Genomic DNA, 16232 nt, shown 5'->3' with positions numbered 1-16232 from the left:
GTCACGGACGACGCAGCGCGTCGGCCGCCGCGGTCGCGGCAGGGCCGGCCGCCAGCTCGGTCTCCAGCAGCTGCTTGCCGAGCAGCTCAGGGTCCGGGAGCTCCATCGGGTACACACCGTCGAAGCAGGCGCGGCACAGGTTCTGCTTGGGGATCGTCGTCGCCTCGATCATCGCGTCGAGCGAGATGTACGAGAGCGAGTCGGCACCCATCGAGGTGGCGATCTCGTCGACGGTCATGCCGTTGGCGATCAGCTCGGCGCGGGTCGCGAAGTCGATGCCGAAGAAGCAGGGCCACTTCACCGGCGGGGACGAGATCCGGATGTGGATCTCGGCGGCACCGGCCTCACGGAGCATCCGGACGAGTGCGCGCTGGGTGTTGCCGCGGACGATCGAGTCGTCGACGACCACCAGGCGCTTGCCCTTGATGACTTCCTTGAGCGGATTCAGCTTGAGGCGGATGCCCAGCTGCCGAATGGTCTGGGACGGCTGGATGAAGGTCCGGCCGACGTACGCGTTCTTGACCAGTCCGGCACCGAACGGGATCCCGCTCGCCTCGGCGTAGCCGATGGCCGCGGGGGTGCCCGATTCCGGCGTCGCTATGACCAGATCGGCCTCGACGGGAGCCTCGGCAGCCAGTTTCCGGCCCATCTCCACGCGGGAGAGGTAGACGTTCCGGCCGGCGATGTCGGTGTCGGGGCGGGCCAGGTAGACGTACTCGAAGACGCAGCCCTTGGGCTTCGCTTCTGCGAAGCGAGAGGTGCGCAGGCCGTTCTCGTCGATGGCGACGAGCTCGCCCGGCTCGATCTCGCGGACGTAGCTGGCACCGCAGATGTCGAGGGCGGCGGACTCGGAGGCCACCACCCAGCCGCGCTCCAGCCGGCCGAGGACCAGAGGGCGGATGCCCTGCGGGTCACGGGCGGCGTAGAGGGTGTGCTCATCCATGAAGACGAGCGAGAAGGCGCCCTTGACCTCGGGGAGCACCTTTGCGGCGGCCTCCTCGATGGTGAGCGGCTTGTCGTTCTCGTCCCGCTGGCCGGCGAGCAGCGCGGTCACCAGATCGGTGTCGTTGGTCGCCGCGACCTGGGTCGCGCGGCCGTCCCTGCGGGGGAGGTCGGCGACCATCTCGGCGAGCTGGGCCGTGTTGACCAGGTTGCCGTTGTGGCCCAGGGCGATCGAGCCGTGCGCGGTGGCACGGAATGTCGGCTGCGCGTTCTCCCACACCGAGGCACCGGTGGTGGAGTAGCGGGCATGACCGACCGCGATGTGGCCCTGGAGCGATCCCAGAGACGTTTCGTCGAAGACTTGCGAGACCAGGCCCATGTCCTTGAAGACAAGGATCTGGGACCCGTTGCTCACTGCGATGCCCGCGGACTCCTGTCCACGGTGCTGCAGGGCATACAGTCCGAAATAGGTGAGCTTGGCGACCTCTTCGCCCGGAGCCCAGACACCGAAGACGCCGCAAGCGTCCTGGGGGCCTTTCTCTCCGGGGAGCAGGTCGTGGTTGAGTCGTCCATCACCACGAGGCACGGCACCGAGTGTAGGCGAGATCGACCACCGGTCCGAATTGGGGAGCCGCCGGGAAGGGGTCGCCGGAGCGCTGCGGACGTGCGCGGGAGCGGTCCCGCGGGGGCGGTCAGCACCGATTCGAACGGTCACGGGGAGTGATCGCGGCCGGGTGGGCGGACGGTGCCGGCAGGGCCGCGAAGCGGCTCCCGCCCGGATCCGCGCCTGGTTACCGCCCGGTTCCGGCCGACGGCCGCAACCGGTACCGGCACACTCGGTCATGGCGTCCGGTGAACCGGCGGGGGTGCGGGGGCAACGCGTGACCGAACGCTCGTTTCGTGGCGAGCCTCACACCGTGGGGCCGCGGTGGAGTCGTCGCGGAACGGACCGGGGCGCTCGGGGAGACGTCCGCAGTGCGAGACCAGCGTTGACAGGAGCATGGCCCGTTGGCAGGCTCCTGGCCCATGCAGCCCCTCGGTGATCATTCGGTCACGCTCGTGGAGCGCCGCCACGTCGATCTGGGTCGCGTCGCGAGCGCCATCTGTCGCCGCGCCTGACACCACCACGAGCGCCGCGCACCGTGGTTCCTGGCACCGCGCGCACCATGGTTCCCGGTGGCGCGAACGCCGCACGCCGTAGCCCCTGACCCGCCGCGCGCTCCGGTCACCGCCGCGTCCCCTCGGCCGGTCCCGGAATCCGGGCATCAGCTCCGGCCCCCCTCACCGCCCTCTCCCGTCCATGGCCGGGCGCACGGTCCCGTGCGCCCCCTGACGGGATTCCGCCGCTTCCCCCTGCCCGTGCCCGTCGCTCCGGCCCGTGCGCGAGGCCTGTCGAGGAGACCTCATGCCCTCCCGCCAACCTGAATCGAACACAAGTTCACATCGGCCTTCGTCCTCGTCGCTTTCCCGGCGCGCCTTCGGCAGCGCCGTGGGCGCCACCGCGGCGACCGTCGCCGCGGGAATCCCGGCAGCCGCCGCTCCCGCCCCGGCCGGAGCGACCGTCTCCGGGGCCACGCGCGAGCAGCCCTTCCGCGCCGCCCGCGGCAAGCACGGGCGCCGCCCCAACATCCTGTTCATCCTCGGCGACGACCTCGGCTGGGCGGACCTCTCCTCGTACGGCGCTCCGCACATCCGGACCCCGAACCTGGACAGGCTGGCCCGCCAGGGGGTGCGGTTCACGGACGCGTACTCCGGATCCGCCACCTGCTCGCCCACCCGGTTCAGCCTCTACACCGGGCGCTACCCGGGCCGCACGAAGGGCGGGCTCGCGGAGCCCATCGCGGACCGGTCGGTGGGCCTCGAACCGACGCACCCCACGCTGGCGTCCCTGCTGCGCGGGGCCGGCTACTCGACCGCGCTGATCGGCAAGTGGCACTGCGGCTACCTGCCCGACTACAGCCCGACCCGGTCGGGCTGGGACGAGTTCTTCGGAAACTTCGGCGGGGCTCTGGAGTACTACTCGAAGCTCGGCCTCGGCGGTGAGTACGACCTGTACGAGGGCGACGCCGAGTACAAGGACCTCCGCTACTACACCCGGATCCTGACGGAGCGCGCGAGCGAGTACGTACAGCGTGACCACGACCGGCCGTGGCTCCTCAACCTGAACTTCACGACCCCGCACTGGCCGTGGATCGCGGACGGGGACACCGAGGAGAGCGCCGAGATCGTCCGGCGGATCAAGGCCGGTGACAGGGGCGCCCTGTGGAACGCCGACGGCGGCTCGGTCGAGAAGTACACCGAGATGGTGGAGGACCTGGACCGCTCGGTAGGCGAGGTGCTGAAGGCCCTGAAGCGCTCCGGCCAGGAGGAGGACACCCTGGTCTTCTTCGCCAGCGACAACGGCGGGGAGCGGTTCTCGTACAACTGGCCGCTGTCCGGCAACAAGAGCTCGCTCCAGGAGGGTGGCATCCGGGTCCCCTCGGTGCTGCGCTGGCCGGCCCGCATCGACGGCAACCAGGTCAGCGACCTGCCGGTGTTCTCGCCCGACTGGACGGCGACCCTGCTGGAGCTCGGCGGGGCCCGCCCGGATCCCGCCTATCCGCTGGACGGGACCAGCCTCGCCGGATACCTGCTGCGGGACGAGGCGCCGAAGGAGCGCGACCTGTTCTGGCGGGTGCGCGGGGAGCGGGCGCTGCGGCGCGGCGACTGGAAGTACTACCGGGGCCGGAGCGGCGCCGACCAGCTGTTCCAGCTGGCAGACGACCAGCGGGAACAGGCCGACAGGGCTGCGGCCGAGCCGGAGCTGCTGGCCGGGCTGCGGGCGTCGTGGGAGCGGACGAATGCCGGTCTGCTGCCGTATCCGACGGCTTCCTGACGCTCCGCACCCGCACGGGCGGTCACTTCCCGGCCGCCGGGGCCGACGCTCCGAGTCCCTTGCCGTCCGCCGCGGTGAGGGACAGCGTGCGGTGCTGGATCCCGTACGTCGTCTTCCCCTGGAGGACGGCGAGCACCGCGCGCTCCAGCTCCATCTCGGGACCCGGGCACATCTTCCGCGTCGAGGCGAGCGGGCCGAAGGTGATCGTGGAGCCGGAGACGGTCGCCTCGCCGTGGAAGGAGTTACAGCCGAGGCTGCCCTCCACGGACCCGTCCTTGCCGAGGGTCAGGTGCGCCTTGTCCTCCGCGCCCGCGGGCAGGGAGGAGGCGGTGCTGCCGGAGACCAGCCCGGTGACCTTCCAGGTGGTGCCGGTGAGCGGGGCAGGCGGCTGCGAGGTGAGGACGATGGTGTCGCCCCCGGCCGCGGTCAGGGTCAGGGTCCTGTCGTCCCCCTTGCCGGCGACGGCTGCCACGAGCTCGCCGCTGAACGTGCGGCCCATCGCCTGCTCGAACCGCTGGACATCCTCCTCGCAGGCCATGCCCGTGGTGGTGTCCGGTCCGACGGTGACCTTCTCGCCTTCGACGCGGGCGTCGGCGGTGAAGCGGTTGCAGCCCAGATTGCCGCTCGCACCGCCCTCGGAGTCGATCTCGACATGGGCGCCGGCCGGTGCGGCGGTCTTCTTCCCGTCGACGGTCAGGGAGGACACGTTCCAGTGGACACCGCTGAGGGCCAGGTCCGTCCGCACGGTGCCGCTGCCGTCTCCGGAGCCTGATCCGGAGACCGATTCCGTACCGCAGGCGGTGAGGGTGAGGAGGGCCAGGGCGCTGACGGCCATACGTTGTTTGTACATGGCCATGGGACGGATCGACCGGTCGATCCGGTTCCCCTCAGCCCGTCAGCGGGAGCAGCGGGGCAAGGTCGGCCCGCTCGCCACTGGCGCTGACCTTGGCGTCCTGGAGCTCGCGCGTCCACTCCGCACGGCCCGTCGCCAGCCGGATCCAGGTCAGCGGATCCGTCTCCACGACGTTGGGCGGGGTGCCCCGGGTGTGCTTGGGGCCGCCGATGCACTGCACGACGGCGAAGGGCGGGACGCGCACCTCGACGGATCCGCCGGGCGCCCGGTCGGCGAGCGCGTCGGCAAGCAACCGGGTGCACGCGGCGAGCGCCTGACGGTCGTACGGGATGTCGAGGCCGGTCGCCCGGTGGAGATCGTCCGTGTGCACGACGAGCTCGACGGCCCGGGTCACCAGGAAGTCGCCCAGCCGCATGGTCCCCGCCCGGGTCGCCACCAGCCGGTCCCCCGCGTCGGCGGGCACCAGCTGTGCGAACCGGGTGGCGGTCTCCTCGTACAGCGCGTCGAGGCCGGGCCGCTGTCCGGCGAGGGCCGGGTCGTCGGTGACACGGCCGGTGGCCTCGGCTGCGGAGAACGGCCACTCCAGCAGCGTGAGCTGCGGCTTCGGACCGCCCGTCGGCTCCGGGAGCTCCAGACCGCGGTTGACGCGCTCGACCGCCGTGGCGAGGTGCGCCGCCAGGTCCCGGACCGTCCGGTCGCCCGGCCCGGCCGGGCGGGTGAGCTGTTCGGGCGTCAGGCCCCGGACCGCTTCCCGCACATGGCCGAACTGGGCGAGGACCGCGGTCCGGGTCCGGGAGAGGTCGTACGCGCGGGGGCGCTTCTTGGCCGGTGGCATAAGGGGGAGACTAATCGGCGGGTCCGACAGCGCCCTCATGTGCCGTCGGACCCGGCTGCGCACGATCGCCTCCCGTACGGCACCGCGCGTGACGGTCGCCGCGCTGTCAGCCGGTGCTGACGGCCTCGTCGGTCACGACGGCCTCGTCGGTCACGAACGCCTCGCCGTTCGCCGGGATCCCGAGGCCCCGCCAGGTGAAGGGAATTCCGCGGGCCGTGTCGAAGTCCGGGTGGTTCATCAGCTGGAAGTGGAGGTGCGGCTCGGTGGAGTTGCCCGAGTTCCCGCACCGGGCAAGCTGCTGCCCGGCCCGGACGGTGTCCCCCGCCCTCACCTGGAGCGAACCCTGCCGCAGGTGCGCGTACGCGGCGTACGTGCCGTCGCCGAGGTCGAGCACGAGATGGTTGCCGACGATCCGGTGCGCACCGGCCATGTCACGGACGAAGGCCTCGATCACCAGCAGGTACGCCAGCGCCGGTCCGGAGTTCCGGCTGAGGTGGTCGCGCTGCCGGTCGCGCGCGCGCACGACGGTGCCGTCCGCCACCGCGAGGATCGGGGCGTCGAAGGCCGGGAAGTCGCGGCCGGGACGGGCGACGGGCCACAGCCACCGGAACGGCGGGCGGCTTCCCACCTCCGGTTCGGCGACGATGTCGATCGCGTACGCCTGTCCGTAGGCGTGCGTTCCGTGGCTCGGCACCTTGTCGGCCGGGCTGATGAGCGCGGTCCAGCGTCCCGCCACCGGCGGCCCGACCTCCACCGGAGGCCGGGCCCTCGTCAGGTCCGTACGGCCGGCGCGGCTCAGCGCGAGACCGATGACGACGGCCGCCGCCGCGGGCACGAACACCAGCACGAACGGGTCCAACGGCCCCGTGAAGGCGGTGACCAGCACCAACGCGACGAAGACGATCCAGCAGCAGCGGTACAGGATCATGGCGGCTTTGCGTACGGACATGGCGTTCCCCTCGTAGCGAGCGTGTGCGGTCAGGGCCGGGCTGCGGTGAGCACCACCAGCAGCGGCACGACCCGGGGGCCGGGCACCTCGTAGCGCCCGCGGCCCGTCGTGTGCAGCCAGCCCGCGCCGGTCAGCAGGCGCAGGTGGTGGTAGATCTGACCGGTTGTCCCCGTCTCGTCCAGCCCGGCCAGCTCGGCAGCCGTACGACGGCCCGCGAGGATCTCGCGGAGCAGCCGCAGCCGTACGGGATGACCGAGCGCGGCCAGGGGTTCGGCGGCTTCCGCCCAGTCCGGGCGGTCCTCGTCGGATCCCAGGAGCCCTGCGGTGAGCGCGCCGTACTGCCACTCGTAGCGCTCCCCGGCGGGCATCCGCACCGCGCCCGTGAACAGCACCCCGCCGTCGGCCGCCGCGTCCCCGACCTGTTCGAGCTGGTCCTTCAGCCCGTCCAGCGCCCAGAAGTCCCCGACACCCAGGCTCGGCGGCCCGCCGTCCGCCGCCCGCTCCAGCACCGCCAGTCGGCGTTCAAGCTCGGCGACGCGTTCCTCAAGCTCCACAGAACACAACCTTACGTAATTACGTAACATCAATCAACAAGTTTCCGGTGAGAACGCCGAAGCCCCCGTCCGGTCGACCCGGACGGGGGCTTCGGTACAGGCAGAACTTAGGCGAACAGACCCCTCAGGGTCCCCTCGTGAGCCGTGCTCAGCTCGCTCAGCGGGATGCTGAACTCGCCCTGGATCTCGATCTCGTCGCCGTCCACGACACCGATCCGGGCCACGGGCAGACCCCGCGCACCGCACATGTCGTTGAAACGGAGCTCCTCGCTGCGCGGAATCGAGACGACCGCGCGGCCGGCCGACTCCGAGAACAGGAAGGTGAACGCGTCCAGACCGTCCGGGACGACCAGCCGGGCACCCTTCCCACCCCGCAGGCAGGACTCGGTGACCGCCTGGATCAGACCGCCGTCGGAGAGGTCGTGCGCCGCGTCGATCATGCCGTCGCGGGAGGCCGAGATCAGGATCTCGCCGAGCAGCTTCTCGCGGCCCAGGTCGACCTTGGGCGGCATCCCGCCGAGGTGCTGGTGGACGACCTCGGACCAGGCCGAGCCGCCGAACTCCTCGTGCGTGTCACCCAGCAGGTAGAGCAGCTGGCCCTCTTCGGCGAAGGCTACCGGGGTGCGCCGGGTGACGTCGTCGATCACACCGAGGACGGCCACGACCGGCGTCGGGTGGATCGCCGTCTCACCGGTCTGGTTGTACAGCGACACGTTGCCGCCGGTGACCGGGGTGCCGAGCTCCAGGCAGCCGTCCGCGAGACCACGGGTGGCCTCCGCGAACTGCCACATGACGTCCGGGTCCTCGGGGGAGCCGAAGTTCAGGCAGTCCGAGATGGCGAGCGGCTTGGCGCCGGACGCGGCGACGTTGCGGTACGACTCCGCGAGCGCGAGCTGTGCGCCCGTGTAGGGGTCGAGCTTCGCGAACCGGCCGTTGCCGTCGGTCGCCATGGCCACGCCCAGATTCGACTCCTCGTCGATCCTGACCATGCCGGCGTCCTCGGGCATCGCGAGCACGGTGTTGCCCTGCACGAAGCGGTCGTACTGGTCGGTGATCCAGGACTTGGAGGCCTGGTTCGGTGAGGAGACCAGCCGCAGGACCTGCTCGCGCAGCTCCGCGCCGTTCGCCGGACGGGCCAGCTTGCCGGCGTCGTCCGCCTGCAGCGCGTCCTGCCAGGAGGGGCGGGCGAACGGCCGGTGGTACGTCGGGCCCTCGTGGGCCACCGACCGCGGCGGTACGTCCACGATCTGCTCGCCGTGCCAGAAGATCTCCAGCTGCGAGCCCTCGGTCACCTCACCGATGACGGTGGCGATGACGTCCCACTTCTCGCAGATCTCCATGAAGCGGTCCACGTGCTGCGGCTCCACGATCGCGCACATGCGCTCCTGCGACTCGCTCATGAGGATTTCCTCGGGCGAGAGGGAGGAGTCGCGCAGCGGCACGGTGTCCAGCTCGACGCGCATGCCGCCGGAGCCAGCGGAGGCCAGCTCGCTCGTGGCGCAGGAGAGCCCGGCGCCGCCGAGGTCCTGGATGCCCGCGACGAGCTTCTCCTTGAAGATCTCCAGGGTGCACTCGATGAGGAGCTTCTCCTGGAAGGGGTCGCCGACCTGGACGGCGGGCCGCTTGGTGGGCTTGGTGTCGTCGAAGGTCTCCGAGGCCAGCACGGAGACGCCGCCGATGCCGTCGCCGCCGGTACGGGCGCCGTACAGGATCACCTTGTTGCCGGGGCCGGAGGCCTGGGCGAGGTGGATGTCCTCGTGCTTCATCACGCCGATGCAGCCGGCGTTGACGAGCGGGTTGCCCTGGTAGCAGGCGTCGAAGACGACCTCGCCACCGATGTTCGGCAGGCCGAGACAGTTCCCGTACCCGCCGATGCCCGCGACGATGCCCGGCAGGACCCGCCGGGTGTCGGGGTGGTCGGCCGCACCGAAACGCAGCGGGTCGACGACCGCGATCGGGCGGGCACCCATGGCCAGGATGTCGCGGACGATGCCGCCGACGCCGGTGGCCGCGCCCTGGTAGGGCTCGATGTACGAGGGGTGGTTGTGCGACTCGACCTTGAAGGTGACCGCGTAACCCTGCCCGACGTCGACCACACCCGCGTTCTCGCCGATGCCGACGAGCATCGCGTCGTTCTCGGGGACCTTCTCGCCGAACTGCTTGAGGTGGACCTTGCTGCTCTTGTAGGAGCAGTGCTCGGACCACATCACGGAGTACATGGCGAGCTCGGCGCCGGTGGGACGACGGCCCAGGATCTCGCGGATCCGGGCGTACTCGTCCTCCTTGAGGCCGAGGTCCTTCCAGGGCTGCTCGGCGTCCGGGGTTTCGGCCGCGTGCTCGACCGTGTCCAGGCTCATGCGTTGACCAGCTTCTTGATGATCGAGGTGAAGAAACCGAGACCGTCGGTGCGACCGGTGCCGATCAGCGGCTCGACGGCGTGCTCCGGGTGCGGCATCAGACCGACGACGTTGCCCGCGGCGTTGGTGATGCCGGCGATGTCGCGGAGGGAGCCGTTCGGATTCACGTCGGAGTAGCGGAACGCGACGCGGCCCTCGGCCTCCAGCTCGTCGAGCGTGCGCTCGTCGGCGGTGTACCGGCCGTCCACGTTCTTCAGCGGTACGGAGATCTCCTGGCCCGCGGTGTAGTCCGAGGTCCAGGCCGTCTCCGCGTTCTCCACCCGCAGCTTCTGGTCGCGGCAGATGAAGTGGAGGTGGTTGTTGCGCAGCATCGCGCCGGGCAGCAGGTGCGCCTCGGTCAGGATCTGGAAGCCGTTGCAGATTCCGAGGACCGGCATACCGGCCTTCGCCTGCTCGATGACGGTCTCCATCACCGGCGAGAAACGTGAGATGGCGCCGGCCCGCAGGTAGTCGCCGTAACTGAAACCGCCCGCCAGGACCACCGCGTCGACCTGGTGCAGGTCGGTGTCGCGGTGCCACAGCGATACGGGTTCGGCACCCGCGATCCGGACGGCCCGCAGGCTGTCGCGGTCATCGAGCGTGCCGGGGAAAGTGACGACTCCGATACGAGCGGTCACTTCGGCTCCTCGGCCTTCTCGTCCGCCTCGATCTTGACGGTGAAGTCCTCGATGACGGTGTTGGCGAGGAAGGTCTCGGCCATCTCGTTAATACGGGCGAGGGCTGCGGCGTCGACCGGCCCCTCGACCTCGAGTTCGAAACGCTTTCCCTGACGTACGTCCGCGATTCCTTCGAAGCCGAGACGGGGCAGTGCGCGCTGCACAGCCTGTCCCTGCGGGTCGAGGATCTCCGGCTTGAGCATGACGTCGACTACGACGCGTGCCACTGGCACTCCCGGTGGTGTGGTGCGGCTGTGTCTCCGAGGGGTTCCCCAGATCCCCGCGGGTCCACTCAGCGTACCTGGCCAGAAATTCTACGCGGGTAGATATCGGGCGGAAGGGATCACGGTGAGATATCGACCACGACAACAGGCAGGGAAAATCCTGGAAAAAATCTTCACCCGGATTGCATGCGGACACGCGGATGCAATTGCCCGGGCTTCACAATGCGGCTCCCGCCGCTGTACAAATGATTACCGGGGAAAGCACGATTGCCCCGGAACAGTCGACACCAGTCGATCCGTATCCGCCTAGCAGCCGGAAGGCCGTCATCGGCGCATGTCAGACGCGACGATGCCGTAGGAAAGGACCGATATCCGTGGCTCAGCGCGTAGTGGTTTCGCTCTCCGACGACATCGACGGGGGAGAAGCGGCGGAAACGGTCTCCTTCGCCCTGGACGGGAAGTCGTACGAGATCGACCTCAATCCCGCCAACGCAAAGAAACTGCGCAAGACCCTGGCCCCCTACATGGCGGCCGGTCGAAAGCAGACAAATACCGGCAAGCACGGCAGGGCTCCGGTGTCGTACCACCACACGTCGCTCGCCCCCGACCCGGCGGCCGTGCGCGCCTGGGCCCGTTCGCACCGGATGGAGGTGCCGGCCCGGGGCCGGATCCCCAAGAAGGTCTACGAGGCGTTCCAGGCCGCCAGTTGAGCGCCGGCCGGGAGCCGTGCCCGGAATGATCCATTCCGCTACGGCCTCTGGCACCCGCCGGAACGACACCCCGGGGAGCCGACTTGCACAACACCCCCGCAGGTCGGCTAGAGTCTGGAGCACGCCGAAGGGCAAGGCCGAAAGGCCCGGTCCGAAGCAGCGTGCGGGTGTAGTTCAGTAGTAGAACATCCCCCTTCCAGGGGGAAGGCGCAGTGTGCAATTCCTGTCACCCGCTCTGCACTGCCATACCGGACCACTTCGTGGATCAGGTAGAGTAGTGAACGCTCCACCGGTGAAAGCCGAGTGGCAGCAATGCGGACGTAGCTCAGTTGGTAGAGCGCAACCTTGCCAAGGTTGAGGTCGCCAGTTCGAACCTGGTCGTCCGCTCGTGTTCAAAGGCCCCGATCGATATCGATCGGGGCCTTTGTCGTATCCGTTGTCGACCCATGACGTTTGTCATGGGCAGTGGTGACAGTGCGCACTGTCCCCGGCCGTGATCCGACGGAAGTCTTGAGTCATGACCACCGAGGAGTTTCTCCCCGCCGCCGTCGGGCCGAGCGGAGTCCGGAAGAGGCAGAGGGGAGCGGGGGCACTGTGGTGTGGGTGAGGACACGGATGCGGAAATGGCAGAACCGCAGCGGCTACGACAAGATCGATCTCTATACGCGCGGCACCCTGCACTCCCTCGTGTGGATGTCGGTCCTGTCCCAGGTACTGCTGTCGGTGACCCGGCCCGTGCGGGAGTCGGACGCACCGTTCGTGCTGATCGCCGGGACGATCCTGGCCGCGGTCGGACAGGTGGTCGTCGGAACGCCCCTGGTCACCCGGACCCTCGACCGTTATCTGGGCCGGCGGGACGTCGACCGGCGGCTGGTCACGCTCGGCGCCGTCCTGCTGGCCGCGAACACGACAGGTCTGCTGGCGCTCGGCGCGTACACCGGTGTCGAGAAGTTCCCCGAGCTGCAACTGGCCCTCGGCGCCTCGGTGGTGCCGTTCATGACGTCGTTCGTCCTCGTCGTGCCCCTGTGGGCGTCCGGAGCGTTCCAGATGCTGCTCGCGGCAGCCGTGTGCGGCGGGGTCGCGCTGGCCGGCGGGACGCGCGGCTCCGTGCTCGCCACGCTCCTCGGTGTGGCCTTCAGCAGCGCGCTGATCGCCTTCACCGTGCGGCTGTCCGCGTGGTCGCTGGGGGTGATGTCGAAACTCCGCGAGGCCCAGGACGTGGAGACCCGGCTGGCGGTCGCCGAGGAACGCCTGCGGTTCGGCCGGGACATGCACGACGTGCTGGGACGGAATCTGGCGGTGATCGCGCTGAAGAGCGAGCTGGCCGTGGAGCTGGCACAGCGCGGGAAGCCCGCCGCCATGGACCAGATGGTCGAGGTGCAGCGGATCGCCCGCGTCTCCCAGCAGGAGGTGCGCGACGTCGTACGCGGCTACCGCGAGGCCGATCTGCGCACGGAACTGGCGGGTGCTCAGGGCGTGTTGCGGGCCGCGGGGATAGGTTGCTCCGTCGAGGAGGGCGACCCCCGGGACGTCGGGCGGCTGCCCGCCCCGGTGCAGTCGGCGCTCGGCTGGGTCGTGCGGGAGGCGGCCACCAATGTGCTGCGGCACGGCGATCCCCGGCTGTGCGTGATCCGCCTCCGCACAGCACCGGGCGAGATCCGCCTGGTGGTCGAGAACGACGGGGTGCCGCCGGACACGGCCGTCACCCCCGGCGGCTCGGGGCTGAACGGCCTGCGGGAACGGCTGACCGCACTGGACGGTTCACTGGAGGCGGGCCCCACGGGTGACGGCCTCTTCCGGCTGGCGGCGACGGTGCCGCTGCCCGTGCCGTCCCGCGAACCCGTACCGGCCTCGCTGGAGGAAAGATGACATCCGCGCAACCGCCCGTCCGGGTCCTGCTCGCCGACGACGAGCATCTGATCCGGGGCGCCCTGGCCGCCCTCCTCGCACTGGAGGACGACATCGTCCTGGTCGCCGAGGCGGCGACCGGCCCCGAGGCGCTCGCGATGGCGCTGGCGCACCGTCCCGATGTCGCCGTCCTGGACCTGGAGATGCCGGGAGCGGACGGTGTGAAGGTCGCCACATCGCTGCGCACCGGACTGCCCGGCTGCCGGACCATGATCGTGACGAGCCACGGCAGGCCGGGCCATCTGAAGCGGGCTCTCGCGGCGGGCGTGCGGGCGTTCGTACCGAAGACGGTCAGTGCCCGGCGGCTGGCCGAGATCATCCGTACGGTGCACGCGGGAAACCGCTATGTGGACCCGGAGTTGGCGGCCGACGCCATCTCCGCGGGGAACTCCCCGCTGACCGTGCGGGAGACCGAGGTGCTGGCTCTGGCCGTGGACGGGGCGCCGGTCGCGGAGATCGCGGCGCGGGCGTCGCTGTCACAGGGGACCGTGCGCAACTACCTGTCGGCGGCGGTCTCCAAACTCGGGGCGGAGAACCGTCATGCGGCAGTGCGTCTCGCCCGCGAGCGAGGTTGGGTATAGTGGGCAGCGCGCTGCGGCGCATGCGAACGTAGCTCAGCTGGTAGAGCGCAACCTTGCCAAGGTTGAGGTCGCGAGTTCGAACCTCGTCGTTCGCTCCACGCAAGAAGGCCCCGGTCCTCGTGACCGGGGCCTTCTGCCGTTAGACCTGCGGTGCGGCCGGCCAGTCGGTACCGGTCAGAAGCTCGTACGCGTCCAGGTACTTGGCCCGGGTCGCGTCGACGATCTCCTGCGGCAGGGCCGGGGGCGGCTGCTCGCTGTGGCGGTCCCAGCCGGAGGCCGGCGAGGTCAGCCAGTCGCGGACGAACTGCTTGTCGTACGAGGGCTGCGCCTTGCCCGGCTCCCACGTCGCGGCGGGCCAGAAGCGCGAGGAGTCCGGGGTCAGCACCTCGTCCGCGATGATCAGTTCCTCGCCGCCGTCCGCGGTGGGCGCGAAGCCGAACTCGAACTTCGTGTCGGCGAGGATGATCCCGCGCTCACGGGCGATGTCACGGGCCCTGCCGTAGACGGCGAGCGTCGTCTGCCGCAGCACGGCCGCCGTCTCGGCGCCGACCTCGCGGGCGACCTCCTCGTACGACACGTTCTCGTCGTGGTCCCCGACCGCGGCCTTGGTCGCGGGGGTGAAGATCGGAGCCGGGAGCTCGGAGCCGTCGACGAGACCCTCGGGAAGACCGAGGCCGCAGACCGTACGCGTCGCGTCGTACTCCGTCAGGCCGGAGCCCGTGAGGTAGCCGCGCGCCACGCACTCGACGGAAACCATCCGCAGCGACCGGCAGATCAGCGTGCGGCCCGCCCAGTCGGCAGGTGCCCCCGCCGGGAGCTCCGTCGACAGGACGTGGTTCGGGACGAGATCGGCGAGCTGGTCGAACCACCACAGCGACAGCTGGGTGAGGACCCGCCCCTTGTCGGGGATCCCGGTGGGCAGGACCCAGTCGTACGCGGACATACGGTCGCTGGCGACCATCACGAGGTCACCCGCCTCGTTCCGGTACAGGTCACGCACCTTGCCGGTGTGCAGGTGGGTGAGCCCCGGCACCTGCACGGGCTCGGGCTTTTCTACGAAACCGGACACGCTGCCTCCGCGTAGGTTGATCCAGGAGTCGGTCCGATTGTCCCGCATGCGCACGGGCCTCGCCGCCAGGGGTCACCACCGGCGGCCCGGCCCGCTCAGTCGCGCTTGCAGATCCGGTCGAGGAGATTGGCCGTGGCCCGCTGGATCCGGGAGTCGACATGGCCGGGGCGGTCCAGGGCCGGGGACCACGCGAAGGTGCCCGAGGCGAAGACGAGCGCACCGGACGGGGCCCGGTAGAGCGACGTCTCCTGGTGCCGGGTGGCACCGTCGCCGTCCCGGTAGGGCGAGTGCGCGAGGAGCATGCGGTTCTCGTGCTCGGGCAGCGCCGTACGCGGGAAGTAGCGGTCGGCCTCACCGGCGACCAGCCCGTCGAGCTCGTCGCCCTCCCCCGCCCCGGTGGCCTCCCACAGCCAGTGCCCGGCGTTCCGCACGACCAGGGGATGCGGCTCGGGTACCCGGCCCGCGTACTGGATGCCGAGCAGCTGCTGTTCGGCGCGGTCGACCTCGCGCCACAGAGCGGACTTGCCCGGACCGCTGCGCTTGCGGCAGGTGAGGAGACGGTCGGGGACACCGGAAGGCGACGGGGAGAGGCCGACCTGCCAGTACATGGTGTTGGCGGAGAGGAAGACGAGCGAGGTGCCGGTGTCGCGCGCGAGCTCCGTGGTGCGGCGCATGGGCACCGACCAGTACTCGTCGTGACCGGGGAAGACCAGGCCGCGGTAGCGGCCGGGATCCACCCGGCCCGCGTGCAGATCGCGGGCGTCGGCGTACGCGAGGTCGTAGCCGTAGCGCTCCGCCCAGCGGATGAAGTCGTAGGCGTGGCCCACGTGGAGGGGCAGACCCGCGCCCGCGTAGGGACGGTCGAAGGAGAGGGTGGTGGCGGCGTCCTCCTCACCCAGCAGCCGGCCCTGCTCGTCCCAGGCGTGGTAGAGGCTGGCGCCGGTACGGCCGTCCTCCGGATAGAGGTTGTACGCCTGCCACGTGATGTCGGGGAGCAGGAGCAGCAGGTCCGCCGGGTGGTCGTCGCGGACCGTGAAGGGGATGTGCGAGCGGTACCCGTCGGCGGTGGTCAGGACAGCGACGTACGCGCCGACCGACCAGTAGCCGGGGATCTGCAGACGCCAGGAGAGCCACCAGTGATGGCAGGAGACGGTCCGCTCCGCGGTGAGCGGCGCCGGCTGGACGATGCCGGAGAGGCGCGGGCTCGTGGTGATCTTGGCGGCGCCGTCGCCCGCGTAGTGCCCGATGCGGTAGACGTCGACGGAGAACTGCTGGGGCGGGTCCACGGTGATGTGGAAGTCGATCGCCTCGCCGGGAGCCGCGGCACCGGGTGACACGAAGCCCTTGATCTGCCGGCGCACGTCGTCGGCGGTACGGGTGCCGCCGCCCACCCCGCCGCGGCCCAGATCGGGGTCGGCGTACCAGGGCACCACCTGGCCGGTGTCGTCGAAGTAGTTCTCGCTGCCCCGCAGCCAGGGCAGCGGGCCCTGTCCGAAGGGGTCGCTCACGGCATGCGCGAGGGCACCCGATTCCCATCGCCGGATCTGGTCCGCCCCCATACCGCTCCCCTCCCTCGTCCCCCCGGACAGCTCTGCCGCGCCCACTCTGCCGCGCAGGATGCCGACCCCGGCGCCCAGCACATCACATCCCGCATGCGCT

General features: G+C 70.4%; 15 protein-coding genes and 3 tRNA genes. 8 read left to right on the top strand and 10 right to left on the bottom strand.

Going from position 1 to position 16232, the window contains the following annotated elements; genetic code table 11:
* Position 1: 1 nt before the first annotated feature.
* On the bottom strand, positions 2-1528 hold the full coding sequence (gene purF, locus OG524_RS19355; protein ID WP_405389588.1) for an amidophosphoribosyltransferase: 1527 nt from the start codon (positions 1526-1528) through the stop codon (positions 2-4).
* A gap of 440 nt (positions 1529-1968) precedes the next feature.
* On the opposite strand from purF, the gene OG524_RS19350 reads away from it, so the two are divergent.
* Both OG524_RS19350 and OG524_RS19345 read left to right on the top strand, forming a co-directional pair.
* Complete coding sequence (locus OG524_RS19350; protein ID WP_354006217.1) at positions 1969-2061, top strand: putative leader peptide; 93 nt, start codon at positions 1969-1971, stop codon at positions 2059-2061.
* A gap of 286 nt (positions 2062-2347) precedes the next feature.
* Positions 2348-3817, top strand: a complete 1470-nt coding sequence (locus OG524_RS19345; protein ID WP_405389589.1) for a sulfatase — start codon at positions 2348-2350, stop codon at positions 3815-3817.
* Positions 3818-3839: 22 nt separating this feature from the next.
* Here OG524_RS19345 and OG524_RS19340 read toward each other — a convergent pair whose 3' ends face one another.
* From OG524_RS19340 to purS, 7 genes are all read right to left on the bottom strand, one after another.
* The gene (locus OG524_RS19340) at positions 3840-4673 is read right to left on the bottom strand and encodes an META domain-containing protein (protein WP_405811275.1); all 834 of its coding nucleotides are present in this window, start codon (positions 4671-4673) and stop codon (positions 3840-3842) included.
* Between the two features lie 31 nt (positions 4674-4704).
* A complete protein-coding gene (locus tag OG524_RS19335) occupies positions 4705-5505 on the bottom strand; it encodes a sterol carrier family protein (RefSeq protein WP_405811273.1) in 801 nt (266 codons plus the stop codon).
* Positions 5506-5611: 106 nt separating this feature from the next.
* The gene (locus OG524_RS19330; protein WP_405811271.1) at positions 5612-6454 is read right to left on the bottom strand and encodes a M23 family metallopeptidase; all 843 of its coding nucleotides are present in this window, start codon (positions 6452-6454) and stop codon (positions 5612-5614) included.
* Positions 6455-6483: 29 nt separating this feature from the next.
* On the bottom strand, positions 6484-7008 hold the full coding sequence (locus tag OG524_RS19325; protein ID WP_384495970.1) for an ArsR/SmtB family transcription factor: 525 nt from the start codon (positions 7006-7008) through the stop codon (positions 6484-6486).
* 107 nt (positions 7009-7115) lie between these two features.
* The gene (purL, locus tag OG524_RS19320; RefSeq protein ID WP_384495972.1) at positions 7116-9365 is read right to left on the bottom strand and encodes a phosphoribosylformylglycinamidine synthase subunit PurL; all 2250 of its coding nucleotides are present in this window, start codon (positions 9363-9365) and stop codon (positions 7116-7118) included.
* A complete protein-coding gene (gene purQ / locus OG524_RS19315; protein ID WP_056793024.1) occupies positions 9362-10042 on the bottom strand; it encodes a phosphoribosylformylglycinamidine synthase subunit PurQ in 681 nt (226 codons plus the stop codon). Before purQ ends, purL begins: the two co-directional genes overlap by 4 nt.
* Positions 10039-10308 carry a phosphoribosylformylglycinamidine synthase subunit PurS gene (purS, locus tag OG524_RS19310; RefSeq protein ID WP_384495975.1) on the bottom strand — a complete coding sequence of 90 codons (270 nt, stop codon included), beginning with the start codon at positions 10306-10308 and terminating at the stop codon, positions 10039-10041. Before purS ends, purQ begins: the two co-directional genes overlap by 4 nt.
* Before the next feature lie 371 nt (positions 10309-10679).
* Here purS and OG524_RS19305 point away from each other — a divergent pair, with 371 nt between their 5' ends.
* From OG524_RS19305 to OG524_RS19280, 6 genes are all read left to right on the top strand, one after another.
* Positions 10680-11015 carry an Lsr2 family protein gene (locus OG524_RS19305; protein WP_405389592.1) on the top strand — a complete coding sequence of 112 codons (336 nt, stop codon included), beginning with the start codon at positions 10680-10682 and terminating at the stop codon, positions 11013-11015.
* A gap of 163 nt (positions 11016-11178) precedes the next feature.
* Positions 11179-11250 (top strand) — tRNA-Gly (locus OG524_RS19300).
* Positions 11251-11329: 79 nt separating this feature from the next.
* Positions 11330-11402, top strand: a tRNA-Gly gene (locus OG524_RS19295).
* A 228-nt stretch (positions 11403-11630) separates the two neighbouring features.
* Positions 11631-12884: a sensor histidine kinase gene (locus OG524_RS19290; RefSeq protein ID WP_405389593.1), complete on the top strand. Its 1254-nt coding sequence runs from the start codon at positions 11631-11633 to the stop codon at positions 12882-12884.
* The gene (locus OG524_RS19285; RefSeq protein WP_405389594.1) at positions 12881-13504 is read left to right on the top strand and encodes a DNA-binding response regulator; all 624 of its coding nucleotides are present in this window, start codon (positions 12881-12883) and stop codon (positions 13502-13504) included. The genes OG524_RS19290 and OG524_RS19285 overlap by 4 nt, the downstream gene beginning before the upstream one ends.
* 22 nt (positions 13505-13526) lie before the next feature.
* Positions 13527-13602 (top strand) — tRNA-Gly (locus tag OG524_RS19280).
* Positions 13603-13643: 41 nt separating this feature from the next.
* Here the strand turns inward: OG524_RS19280 and OG524_RS19275 are convergent.
* Positions 13644-14573 carry a phosphoribosylaminoimidazolesuccinocarboxamide synthase gene (locus tag OG524_RS19275; protein WP_405389595.1) on the bottom strand — a complete coding sequence of 310 codons (930 nt, stop codon included), beginning with the start codon at positions 14571-14573 and terminating at the stop codon, positions 13644-13646.
* A gap of 95 nt (positions 14574-14668) precedes the next feature.
* A complete protein-coding gene (locus OG524_RS19270) occupies positions 14669-16132 on the bottom strand; it encodes a N,N-dimethylformamidase beta subunit family domain-containing protein (protein WP_405811266.1) in 1464 nt (487 codons plus the stop codon).
* Positions 16133-16232: the final 100 nt, after the last annotated feature.

Origin of the sequence: Streptomyces sp. NBC_01520, from assembly GCF_045040375.1 — a bacterium.
GTDB lineage: Bacteria > Actinomycetota > Actinomycetes > Streptomycetales > Streptomycetaceae > Streptomyces.
This window is presented reverse-complemented; position numbering and strand designations above follow the sequence as displayed.

Coding starts and splice junctions, on each gene's coding strand:
- OG524_RS19270 (WP_405811266.1), bottom strand. CDS start 16,132: ATGGGGGCGGACCAGATCCGGCGATGGGAATCGGGTGCCCTCGCGCAT.
- OG524_RS19335 (WP_405811273.1), bottom strand. CDS start 5,505: ATGCCACCGGCCAAGAAGCGCCCCCGCGCGTACGACCTCTCCCGGACC.
- OG524_RS19330 (WP_405811271.1), bottom strand. CDS start 6,454: ATGTCCGTACGCAAAGCCGCCATGATCCTGTACCGCTGCTGCTGGATC.
- OG524_RS19290 (WP_405389593.1), top strand. CDS start 11,631: ATGCGGAAATGGCAGAACCGCAGCGGCTACGACAAGATCGATCTCTAT.
- OG524_RS19350 (WP_354006217.1), top strand. CDS start 1,969: ATGCAGCCCCTCGGTGATCATTCGGTCACGCTCGTGGAGCGCCGCCAC.
- OG524_RS19340 (WP_405811275.1), bottom strand. CDS start 4,673: ATGGCCATGTACAAACAACGTATGGCCGTCAGCGCCCTGGCCCTCCTC.
- purL (WP_384495972.1), bottom strand. CDS start 9,365: ATGAGCCTGGACACGGTCGAGCACGCGGCCGAAACCCCGGACGCCGAG.
- OG524_RS19285 (WP_405389594.1), top strand. CDS start 12,881: ATGACATCCGCGCAACCGCCCGTCCGGGTCCTGCTCGCCGACGACGAG.
- OG524_RS19345 (WP_405389589.1), top strand. CDS start 2,348: ATGCCCTCCCGCCAACCTGAATCGAACACAAGTTCACATCGGCCTTCG.